Annotated in this window: 17 protein-coding genes; 8 read left to right on the forward strand and 9 right to left on the reverse strand. The window is 63.0% G+C overall.

From position 1 onward, the window contains the following. Window positions 1-267 precede the first annotated feature (267 nt). The 4 genes from HX814_RS28560 to HX814_RS28575 all read right to left on the reverse strand — a co-directional run bounded on the left by HX814_RS28560 (window position 268) and on the right by HX814_RS28575 (window position 5,199). Window positions 268-1,776: an MDR family MFS transporter gene (locus HX814_RS28560; protein ID WP_177009187.1), complete on the reverse strand. Its 1,509-nt coding sequence runs from the start codon at window positions 1,774-1,776 to the stop codon at window positions 268-270. Then, a complete protein-coding gene (locus HX814_RS28565) occupies window positions 1,766-2,896 on the reverse strand; it encodes an HlyD family secretion protein (protein WP_003208172.1) in 1,131 nt (376 codons plus the stop codon). Before HX814_RS28565 ends, HX814_RS28560 begins: the two co-directional genes overlap by 11 nt. Continuing rightward, the gene (locus HX814_RS28570; protein ID WP_003208173.1) at window positions 2,893-4,341 is read right to left on the reverse strand and encodes an efflux transporter outer membrane subunit; all 1,449 of its coding nucleotides are present in this window, start codon (window positions 4,339-4,341) and stop codon (window positions 2,893-2,895) included. Before HX814_RS28570 ends, HX814_RS28565 begins: the two co-directional genes overlap by 4 nt. 114 nt (window positions 4,342-4,455) lie before the next feature. Then, entirely contained in the window at window positions 4,456-5,199 is a 744-nt protein-coding gene (locus HX814_RS28575; protein ID WP_003208174.1) for a helix-turn-helix domain-containing protein, read from the reverse strand. Between the two features lie 161 nt (window positions 5,200-5,360). Here HX814_RS28575 and HX814_RS28580 point away from each other — a divergent pair, with 161 nt between their 5' ends. The 6 genes from HX814_RS28580 to HX814_RS28605 all read left to right on the forward strand — a co-directional run bounded on the left by HX814_RS28580 (window position 5,361) and on the right by HX814_RS28605 (window position 11,061). Then, a complete protein-coding gene (locus tag HX814_RS28580) occupies window positions 5,361-6,161 on the forward strand; it encodes a glucose 1-dehydrogenase (protein ID WP_003208175.1) in 801 nt (266 codons plus the stop codon). Then, window positions 6,154-7,989: a glycoside hydrolase family 15 protein gene (locus HX814_RS28585; RefSeq protein ID WP_177009188.1), complete on the forward strand. Its 1,836-nt coding sequence runs from the start codon at window positions 6,154-6,156 to the stop codon at window positions 7,987-7,989. Before HX814_RS28580 ends, HX814_RS28585 begins: the two co-directional genes overlap by 8 nt. Before the next feature lie 136 nt (window positions 7,990-8,125). Then, window positions 8,126-8,587, forward strand: a complete 462-nt coding sequence (locus HX814_RS28590; protein ID WP_177009189.1) for a cysteine hydrolase family protein — start codon at window positions 8,126-8,128, stop codon at window positions 8,585-8,587. 491 nt (window positions 8,588-9,078) lie between these two features. After that, window positions 9,079-9,711 carry a BRCT domain-containing protein gene (locus HX814_RS28595; RefSeq protein ID WP_003208180.1) on the forward strand — a complete coding sequence of 211 codons (633 nt, stop codon included), beginning with the start codon at window positions 9,079-9,081 and terminating at the stop codon, window positions 9,709-9,711. Then, on the forward strand, window positions 9,711-10,103 hold the full coding sequence (locus HX814_RS28600) for a VOC family protein (RefSeq protein ID WP_177009190.1): 393 nt from the start codon (window positions 9,711-9,713) through the stop codon (window positions 10,101-10,103). The genes HX814_RS28595 and HX814_RS28600 overlap by 1 nt, the downstream gene beginning before the upstream one ends. 49 nt (window positions 10,104-10,152) lie before the next feature. Further along, complete coding sequence (locus tag HX814_RS28605) at window positions 10,153-11,061, forward strand: alpha/beta fold hydrolase (protein ID WP_177009191.1); 909 nt, start codon at window positions 10,153-10,155, stop codon at window positions 11,059-11,061. Here the strand turns inward: HX814_RS28605 and HX814_RS28610 are convergent. The 3 genes from HX814_RS28610 to HX814_RS28620 all read right to left on the reverse strand — a co-directional run bounded on the left by HX814_RS28610 (window position 11,039) and on the right by HX814_RS28620 (window position 14,918). Continuing rightward, window positions 11,039-13,234: an ATP-binding protein gene (locus HX814_RS28610; protein ID WP_087695344.1), complete on the reverse strand. Its 2,196-nt coding sequence runs from the start codon at window positions 13,232-13,234 to the stop codon at window positions 11,039-11,041. The two genes, HX814_RS28605 and HX814_RS28610, sit on opposite strands and share 23 nt — an antisense overlap. After that, window positions 13,231-13,818 carry a biliverdin-producing heme oxygenase gene (locus HX814_RS28615; RefSeq protein ID WP_087695343.1) on the reverse strand — a complete coding sequence of 196 codons (588 nt, stop codon included), beginning with the start codon at window positions 13,816-13,818 and terminating at the stop codon, window positions 13,231-13,233. The genes HX814_RS28610 and HX814_RS28615 overlap by 4 nt, the downstream gene beginning before the upstream one ends. Window positions 13,819-13,949: 131 nt before the next feature. Continuing rightward, entirely contained in the window at window positions 13,950-14,918 is a 969-nt protein-coding gene (locus tag HX814_RS28620; RefSeq protein ID WP_102605371.1) for a GlxA family transcriptional regulator, read from the reverse strand. Between the two features lie 90 nt (window positions 14,919-15,008). On the opposite strand from HX814_RS28620, the gene inhA reads away from it, so the two are divergent. Continuing rightward, the gene (inhA, locus tag HX814_RS28625) at window positions 15,009-15,689 is read left to right on the forward strand and encodes an isonitrile hydratase (RefSeq protein ID WP_102369581.1); all 681 of its coding nucleotides are present in this window, start codon (window positions 15,009-15,011) and stop codon (window positions 15,687-15,689) included. Here the strand turns inward: inhA and HX814_RS28630 are convergent. Together HX814_RS28630 and HX814_RS28635 are read right to left on the reverse strand one after the other, a co-directional pair. Next, window positions 15,686-16,027 carry an antibiotic biosynthesis monooxygenase gene (locus tag HX814_RS28630; protein WP_003208192.1) on the reverse strand — a complete coding sequence of 114 codons (342 nt, stop codon included), beginning with the start codon at window positions 16,025-16,027 and terminating at the stop codon, window positions 15,686-15,688. The genes inhA and HX814_RS28630 overlap by 4 nt on opposite strands. A 27-nt stretch (window positions 16,028-16,054) precedes the next feature. Then, window positions 16,055-16,684, reverse strand: a complete 630-nt coding sequence (locus HX814_RS28635; protein ID WP_087695340.1) for a LysE family translocator — start codon at window positions 16,682-16,684, stop codon at window positions 16,055-16,057. A 94-nt stretch (window positions 16,685-16,778) separates the two neighbouring features. Here HX814_RS28635 and HX814_RS28640 point away from each other — a divergent pair, with 94 nt between their 5' ends. Further along, a complete protein-coding gene (locus HX814_RS28640; protein ID WP_177009193.1) occupies window positions 16,779-18,104 on the forward strand; it encodes a PLP-dependent aminotransferase family protein in 1,326 nt (441 codons plus the stop codon). Window positions 18,105-18,382: the final 278 nt, after the last annotated feature.

Here is an 18,382-nt window from a genome sequence, read left to right on the forward strand (position 1 = left end):
CGCCAGGTTAGCCGTCCTGGGCCAAGGATGGCCCATGACGGCGGCCCACGGTCCAAAGCCGGAGTGAGGGCACACCGAGCCTAGGCGAGGTGCCGAGTGGTGGGGCAAGAGCGTTTTGCTTACTTTTGCGCTTTTCAAAAGTGAGCCGCTGTAAGAGCGGAACCATAAGCGGCCATCACCCAAATAACGGATATGTACCCAGCCCTCAAAACCATAAAAAACACACCTGAACCATTGCGCTCACTTGAGTCCCCCACAGCACTGCCCCTAGATCCGCCGCAACATCAACGCCGCCACCGCACACGCTGCCAACGCCACACACGCCAGAAAGAACGCATCACTGTAGGCCATCAAAAACGCCTGATGGCGCGCACTCCGATCCAGCAGGTCCAACACCACCTGATGCTCCGGCAACTGCTCCTGCAGCACCCCGCCAGGCAAGCGCTGTTGCAGCACCGGGTCAAACAGCGTCACCGCCTCCCCGATCCGCGCCGAATGCACCCGCTCACGCACCACCACCAACTGCGCCAGTAACGCTGTTCCAACGGCGCCCCCCAGATTGCGCAGCATCGAGAACACCGCCGACGCCGACCCCGCCTGCGCCTTGGCCAGCCCATGCACCGCAAGCACCGACAACGCCACCATGATCAGCGGCTGGCCCATGCCGCGCACCACGATCGAGGGCACGATCACATTGCTGGCGCTGTCCGCCGACAAGTGCGCACCCATCCAGCAGCCCAAAGCCATGATCGCGAACCCCGAGGCCACCAGCATTTTGGCGCTGACCCACTTCATCAGGCGCGGCAAAAACGGCGCCATGATCAGTTGCACCAGACCATACGCGATCAGGCTCACGCCAATTTCGCTGGCGTTGTAGTGCTGCAATTGCGACAGGTAGTTGGGCACCAGGAACACCAGGCCATAGGTACTGGCGCCGAAGATAAACATCGCCACGCTGGCCACCCCAAAGTTGTAGTGGCCCAACAGTCGCAGGTTGATAAAGGCGTGCGCGCCCCATAATTGCCGGGCAACGAAGCCGATCAGGCCCACCACCGCCAGCAGTGTCATCCACACGATAAAGGGCGAGCCGAACCAGTCCTTGCGCCCGCCCTCCTCCAGCACGATCTGCAACGCACCCAGGCCCAGCACCATGCAGCCGATACCCAGCCAGTCGCCCTGGCGCAGCAGGCCCAACTGCATCGGCTGGCGGTCAATGGACCAGGCCACCGCCGCCAGCAACGCGATCCCCGGGAACAGTTGCAGGTAGAAGATCCAGCGCCAGGAATACGCATCGGTCAGCCAGCCGCCAATCGACGGCCCGGCGGCCTGGGCCACACTGTTGGCCAGGCTGAACAAGGCCATGCCCAGCGGGATCTTGCTGGGCGGCAGCTCGGTGATGATCAGTTGGAATGACAAGGGAATCAGCACCGCCCCGGCCGCGCCCTGCACCACCCGGATCAGGATCATCACTTGCAGGTTGGGCGACAGCGAACACGCCACCGAGGCCACCAGGAATATCCCCGAGCCCCACAACATCACCCGGCGCAGGGAAAACACCTGCACCAGCCACGCGGTGAGGGGAATCATGATGATCTCCGCCACCAGGTAAGCGGTGGAAATCCACGAACCCTCCTCAAACGTCGCGCCCAGTGCACCTTCGATTTCCGGCAGTGCGGCGCTGGTGACGTGCACGTTCATCCCGGCCATGAAGCAGCCGAACAGCCCGCCGATCACCGCGACCCAGGCGCGAAACGGCACACGCCCTTCAGCCTCCATGGACGTGCTCCTGGCTGGCGGCAGGGCGGGTGTCAACCGTGGCAATCACCGACATGCCCGGCAGCACCCGCGACTCACCGGGTTCCAGGCGAATCTTTACCGGAAACCGCTGGACGATCTTGGTGAAGTTGCCGGTGGCGTTGTCCGGCGGCAACAGCGCGAACACGGCACCGGAGCCGGGGGCGATGCTTTCGACTTTGCCGTGCCAATGTGCGCCGGCAAAACTGTCCACCGCGATTTCCACCGACTGCCCCGGCGCCATGTGCTGCAACTGGGTTTCCTTGTAGTTGGCAATCACATAGGCCTGCTCCACCGGCACCACAGCCAACAGCGGCAGGCCGGGCATCACGTATTGCTGGCGCCGGACCTTGCGCTGGCCCACCACGCCGTCAAAAGGCGCGCGGATCTCGGTGTCCTTCAACGCATTGCGGGCCAGCGCGAGGTTGGCCTGGGCCTCGCCGATGCGTGCCTGATGCTCGACGATTTGCGCCTGCGCCTGTTGCCGGCGTGCCTGCAAGACCTGCAACTGCGCCTGCTGCCGCGCGACCTGGGCGCTCGCCTGGGCCAGGGCCGCCTGGGCCTTGGCCTGGCTGGCGCTGACGGTTTCCAGGTGCTGGGCGCTGGCCACCTGTTGCGCGACCAGTTCACGATAACGCTGGTAATCGAGCCGCGCGCGCCGGGCTTCGGCCTCGCCACTGCTCAGTTCCGCCCGGGCCTGGGCGATGCGTTGCTGTTGCTCGCCCATTTGCGCGTCGAGGGTTTGCACCGATGCCTGCTGTGCGCTCGCTGCTGCTTGCGCCTGTTGCAGTTGCGCCTGGGCGCTGTTCAGACGCTCGGTGAAATCCCGCTCATCGATACGCACCAGCACATCCCCGGCCTTGACCGGCTGGTTATCTTCCACCAGCACCTGGGCTACATACCCGGCAATTCGTGGGCTGATAGCGACCCAATCAGCGCGCACATAGGCATCGTCGGTTTCTTCAAGAAAACGCCCCCATTGCCACCAGTACCCGGCAAAGGTTGCCAGCCCCACCAGCGTCGCGAGGGAAGCCGTGGTCACCAGGGCGCGACGATGACGTTGCATAACGGTCAGGCGAATGGGTTCAACAGCCTGGTTCATGGTTTGGCTCCATTGACAGCGACAGATAAGGGGGCGGTTGGATCGTCACGCTGCCAGCCGCCACCGAGGGCCTGGAACAGGTCGATCTGGCGGTTGATCAAGCGCAGGTCGGACTCGGCCACGCGGGCTTCAAGGCCCACCAGGCTGCGTTCGCTGTCCAGCAGTTGCAGGGCATCCAGCGCGCCGGAATGGTAGCCGCGGGAGGCCAGGTCGAAGGCGCGGCGGTTGTTGTCCAGGGCGGCGGCCAGGGCCTGCCCACGCTGCTGTTCGCCCTGGTACAGGGCCATGGCCTGCTCCACCTGCTTCAGTGCGTTGAGCACCGTACCGTCAAACCGTGCCAGGGCCTGGCGCGCTTCGGCCTGGCTCTGCCTGACCCGCGCCTGGGCGACCTGCCGGTTGGGAAAGCGCCAGGACACCAGCGGCCCGACGGAATACACCGTGGCGTAGCGGTCCCCGAGTTTGCCCAGGCTGCTGGCGGACGAACCGAGCATCGCGCCGAAGGTGATCCGCGGGTAAAGCTCGGCGCGGGACAGGCCCACCGTCAAGGTGGCTGCGCGCAATTGCCCTTCGGCGCGGCGGATGTCCGGCCGCCGTTGCAGCAGTGCCCAACCCTCGCCCACCGGCAAAGGCGCCTGCAACTGCGGGGCCTGGGTACAGCTGCGTGGCGTGACCTGCTCCGGCGGCAACCCGCTGAGCACGGCCAACTCATACAGCGCGCTGCTGCGCCGGGCCGTGAACATCGGCAACGGTGCCCGGGTTTCTTCCAGCAACCCTTGCAGGCGCGCCAGGTCGAGTTGCGTGGCCGCGCCGGCCTTTTGCAGCTTCTGCGTGACCGCGACGCTCTGCTCCAGCAGCTGCACCGAGTGCGCCTGCACCTGTTCGCGCACACCATAGACGCAGGCCTGGGCATAGGCGCGGGCCGTCTGCGCGGCCACCGTCACCCGCAGCTCATCCTCCAGCGCCCGCGCCACCTGGGCATCCGCCCGTGCCGCAGCGATGCGATAACGCACCTCGCCCCACAAATCGAGGGTGTAGCTCAGGGAAAACTCAGGCGTGTGGCTCCATTCGGCACCGGCATGACGGTTAGTCGCCTGGGCCAGCGTCTGGTCATCGCGGCTGCGACCGTAGGCCAGGCCATAGTCCAGGGAAGTCGACGGCAGGCGCTCGCCGTCTGCCTGTTCCAGCTGCGCCAGCAACGCATCGACATGGGCGGCGGCGGCTTCGAGGTCTTTGTTCTGGTGCAGGGCCCGCGCCACCAGGGCGTCCAGTTGCGGGTCGCGGTACAGCTGCCACCAACGGGCGGGCAACGCCTCGGCCGACTCGGCGGAGAGCCGCGGTGCAGGCTGCGCCGTGACGGTCGACGGTTGACCGGGCACACCAGTGCACCCGGCCAGCACACTCAACAGGGCGATGGGCATCCATGGGTGAAAAGAAGGGCTGTGCATCACAAGGCTCGCTCAAGAAGGAGCCTTGCAGATTAGGCAGATGGCCTGTCCGATTCGCCCGCGTCAGGGCCATGTATCGTCGCTAAACAGACAATAGCGTTACCTGACGCAACACTAAACTCCGGGCCGAAAATGACTTGGCGGATAACCCAGCGACTTGCGAAACATCGCACTGAACGCACTCGGGCTCTGGTAACCATGCTCCAGCGCCACCTCCAGGATCGACACGCCCTGGGCCAGCAACTTCAAGCTCAGGGCCAACCGCGCACGCTTGCGCCATTCACCGAAACTCATGCCCAACTCCCGCTGGAACACCCGGCTCAGGGTGCGGGCGCTCATGTTCAGGCTGTCGGCCCAGGATTCCAGGCTGCTGTCGTCAGAAGGGTTGCGGATGAAATGCGTGCACAGCCTGGCCAGCCGTGCTTCGCCGGGCACCGGCACGTGCATCGCCACCACCGGCGCGGCGAGCAGTTCCATGCGGATCAACTCGATCATGGCCTGCAGACGCGGGCTGTGGTGCCCGGCAATCTGCGTGGCGGCGACGATCAGCTCCCGCAGCAATGCCGACACTTCAATCACCTGGCAGGTGCGCCCCAGCCCCGGCTCGGCCTCGGGCATGAGGAACAGCGTGCGCATATGCACCTCGCCGGCCATGCGGATCTCATGCGGGGTGCCGGCCGGCACCCACAACGCATGCCCGGACGGCACCAGCCAACTGCCCTGGGCGGTGCTGACCACCATCACCCCGGACACGCCGTGGATCAATTGCGCCTGGGCGTGGCAATGGGGATGCACCACGTCATCGTTGCGGTAGTTGTCGGCGTAGGCTTCAAGCCACGGGCGGGGTGGGCTGTTCATCGGCTGAGGTCTCGCATCAATCAAGCGTCGATTCTAGCGAAAAGTCCTGTGGCAAAAACGATAGATATAGACAGCCATCGTCGCATTCCAGACAGCCGGTGAACTTGTGGGCCGCCCCGCCAGTCAGCTAGTTGGGCACTCTGAAAAAGGTTGGGTGGGCAATGCGCATTTCGTTGGAGCAACAAGTGGCGCTGGTGACTGGCGCCAGTTCCGGAATCGGCGCGGGGGCCGCCAAGGCCCTGGCCGAGGCCGGAGCCGCCGTGGTACTGAACTACAACGCCCAGGCGGCGCCGGCTGAAGCCCTGGCGGCGCAGATCAACGCCAACGGCGGCCGGGCCATTGCGATTGGCGCCGACGTGTCGAAAGAGGCCGATGTGGAGCGCCTGTTTGCCCAGACCCTTGATGCCTTCGGGCACCTGGACATCCTGGTGGCCAACTCGGGCATGCAGAAAGACGCCGCTGCCGTCGACATGACCCTCGACGACTGGAACACCGTGATCGGCGTCAACCTCACCGGCCAGTTCCTCTGCGCCCGCGCCGCGTTGCGCATCTTCAACCGCCAGGGCATCCGCGAAGGTGTTTCCCGGGCCGCCGGGAAGATTATCCACATGAGTTCGGTGCACCAGGTGATTCCCTGGGCCGGGCACGTGAACTACGCCGCGTCCAAGGGCGGCGTGGAAATGCTGATGCGCACCCTGGCCCAGGAAGTCAGCCAGCAGCGCATCCGCATCAACGGCGTTGCGCCGGGGGCGATTCGCACGGCCATCAACCGCGCCGCCACCGAAGGCGCGGCCGAGGTGGAACTGCTCAAGTTGATTCCCTATGGCCGCGTGGGTGACGTCGAAGATGTCGCCAATGCGGTGGTGTGGCTGGCCAGTGATGCCTCCGACTACGTGGTGGGCAGCACCCTGTTCATTGATGGCGGCATGAGCCTTTATCCGGAGTTTCGTGGCAATGGTTGATCTGAAAAACGAACCACAAAGTGCCATTGATGCCCACGGCATCATCGGCGACATGCGCAGTGCAGCGCTGGTGAACGACAAAGGCAGCATCGATTTTTTCTGCTGGCCGGAGTTCGACAGCCCCTCCATCTTTTGCTCATTGCTGGACTCCCCCGCCGCCGGCATCTTCCAGCTCACGCCGGACCTGCCCGACGCCCGCCGCGAGCAGATCTACCTGCCCGACACCAACGTGCTGCAAACCCGCTGGTTGAGTAATGACGCGGTGGTGGAAATTACCGATTTCTTGACCGTCAGTGAAGAAGTTGACGACCTGCCGATCCTGATTCGGCGGGTGCGGGTGGTCAGCGGCAAAGCGAGCATCCATATGCGCTGCGCAGTGCGTCATGACTACGCCCGCGCCCAGACCCGGGCCACTCAAGATGACGGCGACGTGTTGTTTGAGGCCGCAGACCAACCCGGCCTGCGCCTGACCAGCAGCCACACCCTGCAGTTGGATGGCGACGCTGCCGTAGCATCCTTTGAACTCGGCCAGGAAGAAGGCGCCGAGTTTGTCCTCGGCGGGCTGGACGATGCCCGAGTCAAAAACGACTGCACCGACCTGTGCCTGGAGCGCACCCTGAAGTTCTGGCGCGGCTGGATTTCCCAATCCAACTACCGTGGGCGCTGGCGCGAGATGGTCAATCGTTCGGCCCTGGCCTTGAAGCTTTTGACCTCGCGCAAACACGGTGCAATCCTCGCTGCCGCCACCTTCGGCCTGCCGGAAACACCCGGCGGCGAGCGCAACTGGGACTACCGCTACACCTGGATCCGCGACGCCTCGTTCACCGTCTACGCGTTCATGCGCCTGGGGTTTATCGAGGAAGCCAACGGCTACATGCGCTGGTTGAAAGGCCGGGTGGGTGACTGCTGCGATCAGCCGATGAAAATCAACATCCTGAACATCCTGTACGGCATCGACGGCCGCCAGGAACTGCCGGAAACCGAGCTGAGCCACCTCAGCGGCCACGGCGGCGCGCAACCGGTGCGCATCGGCAACGAGGCGTACGACCAGGTGCAACTGGATATCTACGGCGAGTTGATGGACGCGGTATACCTGGTCAACAAATACGGTGAGGCCATCTCCCATGAGGGCTGGAAACACACGGTGGAAGTAGCCGACCAGGTCTGCGAAACCTGGAACCACAAAGACGTCGGCATCTGGGAAATGCGCGGTGAGCAGCATCACTTCCTGCACTCAAGGCTGATGTGCTGGGTGGCCCTGGACCGGGCGATTCGACTGGCGTCCAAGCGCTCGCTACCGGCGCCGTTTGCCCGTTGGGACCAGACTCGCCAGGCGATTTATGCCGATATCTGGAGCAACTTCTGGAACGAAGAACGCGGCCACTTCGTGCAGCATATCGGCAGCACCGCGCTGGATGGCTCGATGCTGTTGATGCCACTGGTGCGCTTCGTTGCGGCGACAGACCCGCGCTGGTTGTCGACACTGGAGGCGATCCAGAAAAGCCTGGTGCGTGACGGCATGGTCTACCGCTACCGCAACGACGACAGCCAGATTGATGGGCTACAAGGCACCGAGGGCGCGTTTGCAGCGTGCTCGTTCTGGTACGTGGAATGCCTGGCCCGGGCCGGGCAAGTGGAGAAGGCGCATCTGGAGTTTGAACAGTTGCTGCGCTATGCCAATCCGCTGGGGTTGTATGCCGAAGAATTTGATAACCAGGCACGGCATTTGGGCAATACACCGCAGGCGTTGAGCCATTTGGCGCTGATCAGCGCAGCGACGTTTCTGGACCGGAAGTTGAGCGGGGTGAAGACGGTTTGGCAGCCTTGAGCCCGAGCACAATCTCAAGGCAATTGAGTAACCTTGTGGGAGCTGGCTTGCCTGCTCCCACATGACCGCGCCAGACTTGGAGACGAGGTGTACCCGGTGCACAATGCGTGGTCCTTCGATCTATACCAGGATGCCAATGCGCCAAGTCCTACTGATCATCGATGTACAACCCTCCTTCGCCCCGCCCGACTGGCTGGTAATCGGTATCAACGCCTTGCTGGGTCGCATGCCGTCAGTGGCCACCGTAGAGCGCCACGACGAAAGCATCACCCCGTTCGCCCGCCAACTCGGCTGGCAGCCGGCGCCCGACGACGATAGCCTGATCGCCGCCGACCATATCTTCATCAAACACGGCTACGCGCCCACGCCCGAGACCATCAGCCACCTGAAAAGCCTCGCGCCAGACCGGGTGTTGGTGTGTGGCATCCAGACTGACACCTGTGTGCTGGCGGCCGGGTTTGCGTTGTTTGATGCCGGATTACAGCCCACGCTGATCAGCGATTTGACTGTGGGTTCATCGCTGGATCGCTCGGGGAAACTGGGCGCGGATTTGTGGCGGCATCACTTCAAACATGTCATCAGCCACGCAGAGATTTAAGTCAGCCCCTCACTGTGGCGAGGGAGCTTGCTCCCGCTGGGTCGCGAAGCGGCCCCAAAAAGCTCAACGCCATCTAACTCAAAGAACACATTCAACAAAACCTGGGGCTGCTGCGCAGCCCAACGGGAGCAAGCTCCCTCGCCACAGGTTGTTTGGCAAAAAACACAAGATCTGTGTAGATCGGTCGCACCGTTTACGACACCGCTAAATATTCAAGGAAGGAATATGACCGCAATACCTGTGGCGAGGGAGCTTGCTCCCGCTGGGGCGCGAAGCGGCCCCAAAAGCTCAACGCCATCTAACTCAAAGAACACATTCAACAAAACCTGGGGCTGCTGCGCAGCCCAACGGGAGCAAGCTCCCTCGCCACAGGTTATTTGGCAAACATCACAACATGTGTGTATATCGGTTTCACCATCAACGCGAAACCTTCGGCCCATGCTGAGCTGGACCGAGACCTGGCAAAGCACTGACTTAAGGAGCATGGACGCATGACCGATCTTCATCAGGAATTCGAACGCAGTCACCTCTTCCACAAGGCGCGTATTGATCGGCGCTCTGCCGACGCATTACTCGGCGTCACTGCCGGCCTGGTCGCCGACGGAAACATCAATCAGATGGAAGCAGCGTTTCTAAAGACCTGGATAGAAACCCATCTGCTCCAGTTGGAAGACCCGGTGGTAAACATTCTTTATCAGCGCCTTGCCAGCATGTTGAGTGACGGTGCTCTCGACGCGGAAGAGTCCGCAGAACTGTTGGAAATGCTGCATCAGTTTTCCGGTATCTCGGTGGGGTCACCTCAACGCCCCTCTGCTGTCAGCAGCCTGCCGCTGAACAATCCGGCTCCGACACTGGAGTGGCAGGACCGGACTTTTTTGTTTACCGGTGTCATGGCGTACGGGCCTCGCAAGGAATGTGAGTTACTTGTCGTAGAACGCGGCGGCCTAATCGGTAACTCGGTGAGCAAGAAGGTTCATTTTCTCGTGGTCGGGAGCGTTGGTAATGAACAATGGCTCCATAGCTCATATGGAACGAAGATCAAAAAAGCCGTCGAGTTAAGAAATAGCGGTATTCCGATCGCTATCATCAGTGAAACCCATTGGCAGCAGGTGTTGTTCGGTTGATGCCCATTATCTCCATCCTGATTCACGTCCCCGACTGGCGTGCCGCCACTGAGTGGTACGCCACCGCCTTCTGTGCCGCCACACGCATCTACCACGAGCCCGATGATTTCGGTCATTTGGACGTGGGCGGCGTGGCCATCGAAATCGTGAACGCCGACAACAAGGTCGCCAGCGGTGCGGCGGGGTCGGTGGTGTATTGGCGGGTGGTTAACCTGCATCACGAGGTACAGCGACTGGTCACGTTAGGCGCCACTTTGTATCGCGGCCCGATGAAAATCCAAGGCGGCGAGTGGATGTGCCAGGTGCGCGACCCGTGGGGCAACTGCATCGGCTTGCGCCAGGCCGGTCTAGACAAGTCAAGCAATTGCAGCCTTTCGAACCACACTCGGTAACCCGCTTGGTCTACAGTTCCAACACTTTCCCTCCACCCTCGGAGCCTCCATGCCCACCCTCCAAATCCGCACGCCCATGCTCGATATCGCCTACGAAGCCCATGGCCCGGAAGGCGGTGAGGTGGTGATTCTGCTGCACGGCTTCCCCTACGACCCTCGTGGCTATGACGAGATCGCCCCGGTGGTCGCCGCACGTGGCTACCGGGTATTGGTGCCATACCTGCGCGGCTATGGCCCGACGCGCTTTATCAACGAACAGGTGATGCGCTCCGGCCAACAAGCAGCGCTGGCCAAGGATTTGCTGGATTTCATGGATGCCCTGTCCATCGAAAAAGCCACGCTGGTGGGCTATGACTGGGGCGGACGCGCGGCGTGTATCGTTGCGACGCTTTGGCCTGAACGGGTGCGCGGCCTGGTGACGGGCGATGGCTACAACATTCAGGATATCGCTGCGTCGACCAAGCCTCGGGCGCCGGAAACAGAACATCGGCTGTGGTATCAGTTTTACCTTCATACCCAACGCGGCGTCGACGGCTTGACCGCCAATCGTCGCGAGTTCTGCCAGTTGCTCTGGGCGCTCTGGTCGCCGTCCTGGGCCGAAGGGCCGAGCCTGTATGGCAAGACAGCGCCCTCGTTTGATAACCCGGATTTTGTCGAGGTGGTGGTCCATTCCTACCGTCATCGCTTCATGTACGCGCCGGGTGATCCGGCGCTGGAAAGCATCGAGCAGGCCCTGGTGCAGCCACCGCCGATTTCAGTACCGAGCATCTCGTTGTGCGGCGCTGATGACGGCGTAGGTCCGGCTCCGGTCGAAGATGACGACCTGGAAAATTTCAGCGGGTTTTATCGGCGCGAGGTGTTGGCCGGCGTGGGCCACAACATTCCCCAGGAGGCGCCCCAGGCAACCCTTGAGGCGATCTTCGAGCTGCTGAGCCTCAGCCCCCAGCCGAAATCCTGAAGCTGAACACGCTGCCCTGCCCCACCACGCTTTCAGCCCACAGGGTGCCGCCGTGGGCTTCGACGATGCCGTGGGAGATGTACAACCCCAGCCCGCTGCCGGTGGGGTTGCCCTCGCGTGAGGTCCAGTAGCGGTCGAAGATATACGGCAACTGCGCCGGGTCGATGCCGATGCCGTTGTCGCATACCCGAAACAGCACTTCGTCCCCCGCCGCCTCGGCAATCACCTCGATCACTCCGCCCACCGGGGTGAATTTCAGGGCGTTGCCCAGTAAGTTGGAAAACACCTGGAACAAGCGCTCCGGGTCGGCCTGGGCACTCAGCCCGTCCACTGAGCGCCAAGTCAGGTCCACACCCTTGGCAGCCGCCAGCGGTTGCCACATCGAACAGATCTGGTCCAGGGTTGCCGCCACATCGAGCCGTTGCAGCGAAACGCTGTAGCGCCCGGCCTCGATGCGCGAAATATCGATCAGGTCTTCCAGCAGCGTGTTCATGCGGGCGGTGGCGTTTTGCATGGTTTCAATCGCGGTGGAGAGGCGCCGGTTCGCCTTGTTGTCCTCGGCGGGCACCATGCTGCGCATCATGCCGCATTGCATCAGCAGGATGGTCAGCGGGCTGCGCAGGTCATGGGAGACCACCGCCACCAGCTCGTCACGCGCCCGCACCGCAGCATGTTCGCGTTGCACCTGGCGCGCCAGGTCATGCTCCAGGGCATTGCGCCGCAGGCTCTCCGCCGCCTGTAGCTCCGACAGCGACCAATACAGCGCCTTGCCATCGACCTGCTGCTTCCACAACTCAAACGACAGGCGCGGGCTCAAGGTCGTGCTGCCCGGTTCCTGATGTTTGACCGGCTGGCCGCTCCACTCCACCGAGGACTGGACCTCCGGGCGAAACCACATCACCGCGTTGTCCACCGGCTTGGGCAGGCAGAACGCCAACAGGCCGCTGGCATGGGCCTGGTAGGCCGCCGCCGGGGGAAAGTCCACCGACAATTGATGGCTGTGCACCACGCCTTTGCCCTGTCCGCGCACCCACTGGTACAAGGCGTGGATTTCAGCACGTGCAGGGCAAACGCCGAACACATGCAGGCGCTCTTCCACCCGTATCGCCAGGCCACCGGCGGCGGTCAGGTTCAGCAGCGTTTGCGCATAGGGCAACAGGCTTTCCATCACATCGCACTGGTCCGCGGTCATGGCGGCGACCAACTCTTCGACCATGGCGGCCTTGTCACGTTGTTGGCGGCGCTCCTGCTGCTCCTGGAGCAACGTGATCTGCATCGACAACAACTGGCCGATGCTGGTGCACGCCGTGCGCAGTTCATGGGGCACGCGCAACGGCTCACGGTGACCACAGGTGATCAGGCCCCAGAGCTGGTCGTCCTTGAGCAGCGAAATGCTCATGGAGGAACGCACGCCCATGTTCTTCAAATAATGGCAGTGCACCGGGGACACGCTGCGCAACACGGCGAAGCTGAGGTCCAGGGGCTGGCCGTTGTCGGGGCGCAGGGCCGGCAGGATCGGCACCGGCTGGTACTCGGCGTCGGGAATCGCGCGGATCCAGTTCAGCCGGTACAGCTCGCGGGCCTGGGGCGGGATGTCCGACGCGGGAAAACATAATCCCAGGTACGGCTGCATGCCGTCGCTGAGGGCCTCGCCAATCACTTTGCCGTGGCCTTCCTGCTCGAAGCGGTACAAGGTGACCCGGTCATAACCGGTGAGGCTACGAATCTCGGTCACGCTGATCTGGTACAAGCTGTCGAGCGTCTTGGCCGACTGCAAGCGGCGCAGCGTTCGGGACAGCTGCTTCACAGCGCTGTGCTCAAGCGTGAGGCTCCGCTCCAGTTCGAGAAACAGCAGGCCTTGATGACGATGCAGCAGGATGTCGTAGGCGTAGCCATCCAGCGTCAGTTGATGCACGTCCTCCTCAAAGGCGTCCAGGTCTGCCAGGGCACGACTCACCTGTACTGCCGCTTCGCTGCCCAGCACACTGGCCAGCGCCTGGCCCGACAGGCGTTGCGCGTCCAGGCCCAGCGCGACGCTCAGGTTGCTGCTGGCTTGCAGCACCTCAAGCGCCGGTTCGCTCAGCGTCAACAACAACCCGTGAGGCTGGATCGAGCCGGGGATATGGATGGGCTCGCTGGCGCAATCGTCGATCAGCGTATCGACCGTGGTCATCGCAGCACCCCGCAGCGGTCCAGCCACTGCTCGAAACACAGGAAGGTCGACTCGGCGACCTTCACCGCCTCCACGCGCTCGTACGCGGTTCGCAGCGGGTAAAGGCACGCCAGAAAACGCTGCCACAGGGCGCTGGTCTCGGCCCCGTACACATTCATGAACGCGCCGCCATTGGTGGAGCCCACGCCAATCTTGATCTCGATAAGGTCGCGCAACACCTGGCCGCCGAGGGTGGCGCCTTCCAGCACATAGAGGGCGCCCAAGGCCTGGGCCACGTTGGTGATGGCGGGCAGTTCGGGGCATATCGGCAAGGCATCGATCTGCAGGTTTTCCAGGCCCAGCGCCCGCAAATCCGCCTGCAAGTACGGAGTTTTGCTGCGCCGCCCCCACTCCAGGTCCGGGATGATCTCGCCCCACGGCGCCAGGGCGCGCTCCAGCGGCTGATAGAAGCCGTAGTAGGCGCTCATCAACTCGCGGTACAGCGCCAGGTCCATGCGGGAAAAAGGCAGCCGAGTGTCGAGACGTCGATGCAGTGCAGCGGTCGCCGCGCGTAGTTCGACAAGGACAGGAGGTAGTGAATTCATGAGCTGTGCGCACGCCGGGAAGGTTCAAAACCGCGACGTAGAGGCCTGGGATCAAGACACTGCGCAATGGACTGTGAGTAACATAGCACCTTGATACAAAAACGTACCTATTCGTTCAAACAGGCTCGACCTCAACCGGGTGAGGAAAACCGTTCACGGTAGGCCTGGGGTGTGATCGATACCGCTCGCAGGAAGCTGCGGCGCATGGTTTCTTCGCAGCCAAAGCCGCAGTGCACGGCGATGCGCTTGATCGACGCGCTGCTGTCCGCCAATTGCCGGCGGGCGGTTTCCACACGGATCAATTCGACGGCTCGCGCGGGTGTCTGGCCGGTTTCGGCGCGGTAGTGGCGCACGAAACTGCGCTCGCTCATGCCTGCCTGGGCGGCCAGTGTGGCAACGTTCAAATCGAGGGTCAGGTGTTCGGCGATCCAGGCGTGCAGCTCCGCAAAACGGCTACCGCCCTTTTGCAGGGACAACGTCACGCTGAACTGCGATTGCCCACCGGGGCGCTTGAGAAACACCACCAGGTGCCGCGCCACTTCCAGGGCCACGGCGCGACCCAGGTCCTCCTCCACCAGCGCCAGGCACAAGTCGATACCGGCGGTCACGCCGGCGGAGGTCCACAGGTTGCCCTGCTGGATGAAAATCGGATTGGCCTCCACCGTCAGCTGTGGGTACTTGCGCGCGAGTTCTTCGCAGCGCGTCCAGTGGGTCACCACGCGGCGGCCGTCGAGCAAACCGCTGGCGGCCAGCAGAAAGGCGCCGGTACACACCGAAGTCATGCGCCGGGCCTGGGTGGCTTTTTGCCGAACCCAGTCCACCAGCGCCGGGTCTTCGGCGGCGCCGTACACCCCCCAGCCGCCGGCAATCACCAGTGTGTCGCACGGGGCATCGGCAGGCGGCAGTGGCTCGGCCACCAGGGCCAGGCCCGCCGAGGTCATCACCGGCTCGGCCTGCGCGGCGATCACACTGACCGCATAGGGCAACGGCAAGCCCTGCTGGCGCGCCAGGTCATTGGCCGAGGCAAATACTTGCAAGGGCCCGGTGACGTCGAGCACCTGCACGTTGGGAAAGGCGAGCACGTTGATGATTCTGGGCATGTTGGCGTAATTCGTGGGCTCAATGGCGTATGCGCCAAAGCCTAGGTGACTAGAGTGAAGCCGTCCATCCCTTTATCAGGAGCAGTCCCCATGACCTTGCAGATCGGCTTTTTGTTGTTCCCCGGCATCCAGCAACTGGACCTCACCGGGCCCTACGACGTGTTGGGATCGCTGCCGGATGTGAAACTGCACCTGGTGTGGAAGGACCTCGCGCCGGTCACCTCCAGCACCGGCTTGGTATTTACCCCCAGCACCACTTATGACGAGTGCCCGACGCTGGACGTGATTTGCGTGCCCGGCGGTTCTGGCGTCGGGGCATTGATGGAGGATGAGCAGACCCTGGCGTTTCTCAAGACACAGGCCCAGACCGCGCGCTATGTGACATCGGTGTGCACCGGCTCCCTGGTGCTGGGTGCCGCGGGCTTGCTGCGCGGGCGTCGCGCGACCACTCACTGGGCCTACCACGACCTGCTCGCACCGCTCGGTGCGATCCCGGTGCAGGAGCGCGTGGTGCGTGACGGCAACCTGTTGACCGGTGGCGGGATTACCGCCGGGATCGACTTTGCCCTGACCCTGGCCGCCGAGCTGTACAGCGAGGCGGCAGCGCAACTGGTGCAGTTGCAGATTGAGTACGCCCCGGCGCCGCCGTTCAATGCTGGCCGGCCGGAAACCGCACCGCCGCATGTACTGGAAGAAGCCCGCAAGCGCACCGCAGAGTCGCGCAAGACCCGGGGTGAAATCGTGGCACGGGCGGCGGCCAGGTTGGGTTAAGCGTTCGCCCGTCCGTGGCGGTCGGCGGGCACCAAATGCCCGATGGTGCCGTCCCCATACGCCCGCTCCACTTTGGAAATCACCACGTGATAACCGCCGTACCAGCGGCGGTATAGACGCTTGGCTTCCAGGTGGGTCGGGTGGCTGGCAAAGGCGCGAATGGAGGCCTCGTCACGCCAGTAATAACTGGCGTTGATCAACCCGCCATCCGCCGAACGCCACGACTCGGCCCCCACGTATCCCGGCAGCCTTGCTGCCAGTGCGTCGATCAGATTCGTGAGGCGCTGGAACTCGTCATCCCGTTCGCCGGGCTTGTAGATAAAGGCTGCGATGTACATGGGTAACGTCCTTTTATGAGTGATGTTTCACGTCGGGCGAGACATCAATGCCAAGCGCACGGCCAGCACCATCAGCACGGTTGCCAGGCCCCATTTCTGTAAGCCTGCGCTCCCCGGTTTGCCGGCAAAAAACCGGCTCACCGCCCCGCCAAAAATCCCCAGCACGGCATGAAACACACCGCTGATCAGCGTCAGGATGATCCCCAGTTGCACCAGTTGCAGCGCGATGGGGCCCGCCTCGGGGCTGACGAATTGCGGCAGGAACACCATGAAAAACAGCAGCGCCTTGGGGTTGAGCAAACTGTTGAGCATTGCCCGCACAAACACCCGGCCCAGCGGCACGCGGCTGACGTGGGCCGTGTCCAGGGCGGGCGTTTTCTGCAGGGTCTTGAACACCAGCCACAGCAGGTACAACACCCCGGCGTAGCGAATCAGGTCAAAGGCCGGCGGCCAACTGGCGACCAGAGCGGTCACACCGGTTGCGGTCAGTGCCGTGAGCAGCAGGTCCGCCACGCTGATGCCCAACCCGGATGCCACCCCGCCGCGCCAGCCATAGGTCACACCGTGGCTGATGACGAATGCCATGTTCGGGCCCGGGGATAACAACAGCAGCAGGACTGCGCCAGAGAACACAGCCAGGGTTGCGAGGTCGATCATGCTCAAGCCATCCACCGGGAAAGCCTGTAGATTAATCAGCTCACCTGATACAAACAAAAAATTGATCTAGATACGCTTTACACGGGAACGCACCATGGCTCAGGTCCGCTACAAACTGATCGTCGATGAACTGGCCACGCGGATTCGCGCCGGAAAATTGCCGCCGGGCACCCAGTTGCCGACCCTGCGTAGCCTGATGAACAGCCATCGCATCGCCCTCGCCACTGCCTTGCGGGTGTACAGCGAACTGGAGGCCAGCGGCCTGGTGGTGGGTGAACCGGGACGCGGGACGTTTGTGCGCGACACCACGTTGCTGCGGGGCATGGGCCTGGTGCAACAACCGCTGCAACCGGGCACCGTGGACCTGAGCCTCAACTACCCCTCGTTGCCGGGCCAGGCCGAGATGCTGCGCGACGGTTTGCGTGCCATTGCCGCCTCGGGCGACCTCGATGCGCTGCTGCATTCCGCGCCGCAGGGTGGCCGCGCCCATGAACGACAGACCGCCGCGCGGCACCTGCGCAATCGGCAGATTCGCGTGAGTGGCGAGCAAGTGCTGATCGTCAACGGTGCGCAACAAGGCCTCGCCGTCAGCCTGATGGCGCTGCTGCAACCGGGGGATGTATTGGCGGTGGATGCGCTGACGTATCCCGGGTTGAAAACCCTGGCCCAGTCCCAGCGCATCGACCTGGAGCCGCTGCCGCAACCGGCTGGGCATACGGATCTGGATGCGCTGGAGGCTTTGTGCAAACGGCGCCCGGTGCGGGCTTTTTATTGCATGCCCACGTTGCACAATCCGCTGGGCACAGTGATGGGTGAAGCCGACCGCGAGCGCCTTGCAGCGTTGGCTGAACGCTACGATTTTCTACTGATCGAAGACGGCGCCTACGCCTTTCTCGCCGAGCCCGCACCGAAGCCGTTGTTTACTTATGCGCCGCTGCGCACGGTGTATGTGTCTGGCCTTTCGAAGAGTGTGGCGTCGGGGTTGCGGGTGGGGTTTATCGTCGCGCCCAAGGCGTGGGTGCCGGCGCTGGAGCAAGCGATCCGTGTCTCGACCTGGAGCACGCCGACGCTCACGGTGAACCTGGCGTGCCGCTGGATAGAATCCGGCGCAGTGGATGCACTGGAAGAGCACAAGCGCCAGGATGCGCGCCAACGCCAGGCGCTGGCCCGGGAGGTCTTGCGAGGGTGTGAGGTGATTGCGCATCCGGCGTCGTATTACCTGTGGCTGGTGTTGCCGGAAGGTCTGCGGGCGGATGCAGTGGTGGCTGCGCTTGAGGGCCAGGGTGTGCGGGTCACCAGTGCCGAGCCGTTTGCCTGTACGGCCCATGTGCCGCATGCGTTGCGGGTGGCGCTGGGGTCGATTGATTTGGCGACGTTGAGAATAGCCTTGGGGAAAATTCGCGAGGCAATTCGGATATGAATAAAGGGCCAGCAGGGTAAATCCCTTTGATTTGCGGGACATTTCCGAGACAATCTTTCGGCCTTGTGCCCATTGGAACCTGTGGCTAGTCTTCGCCCCGTCACTGCTCATCAGTGATCGGGTTTAGTCGCCCGGGTCTTACATGGCGCATGGTTCTCATGAAGTTTTATGGTGGCTATGCGTAGGGCGCCTTCGGGTGCGCCGGTTTTCCATGTGGCCGGTCGACTAACCTGCGCATAGCCGCCACCCTCGTTTAGTCGCGACGGGTGTCAGCTCCT

Source organism: Pseudomonas sp. C8002, assembly GCF_013385765.1.
GTDB lineage: Bacteria > Pseudomonadota > Gammaproteobacteria > Pseudomonadales > Pseudomonadaceae > Aquipseudomonas.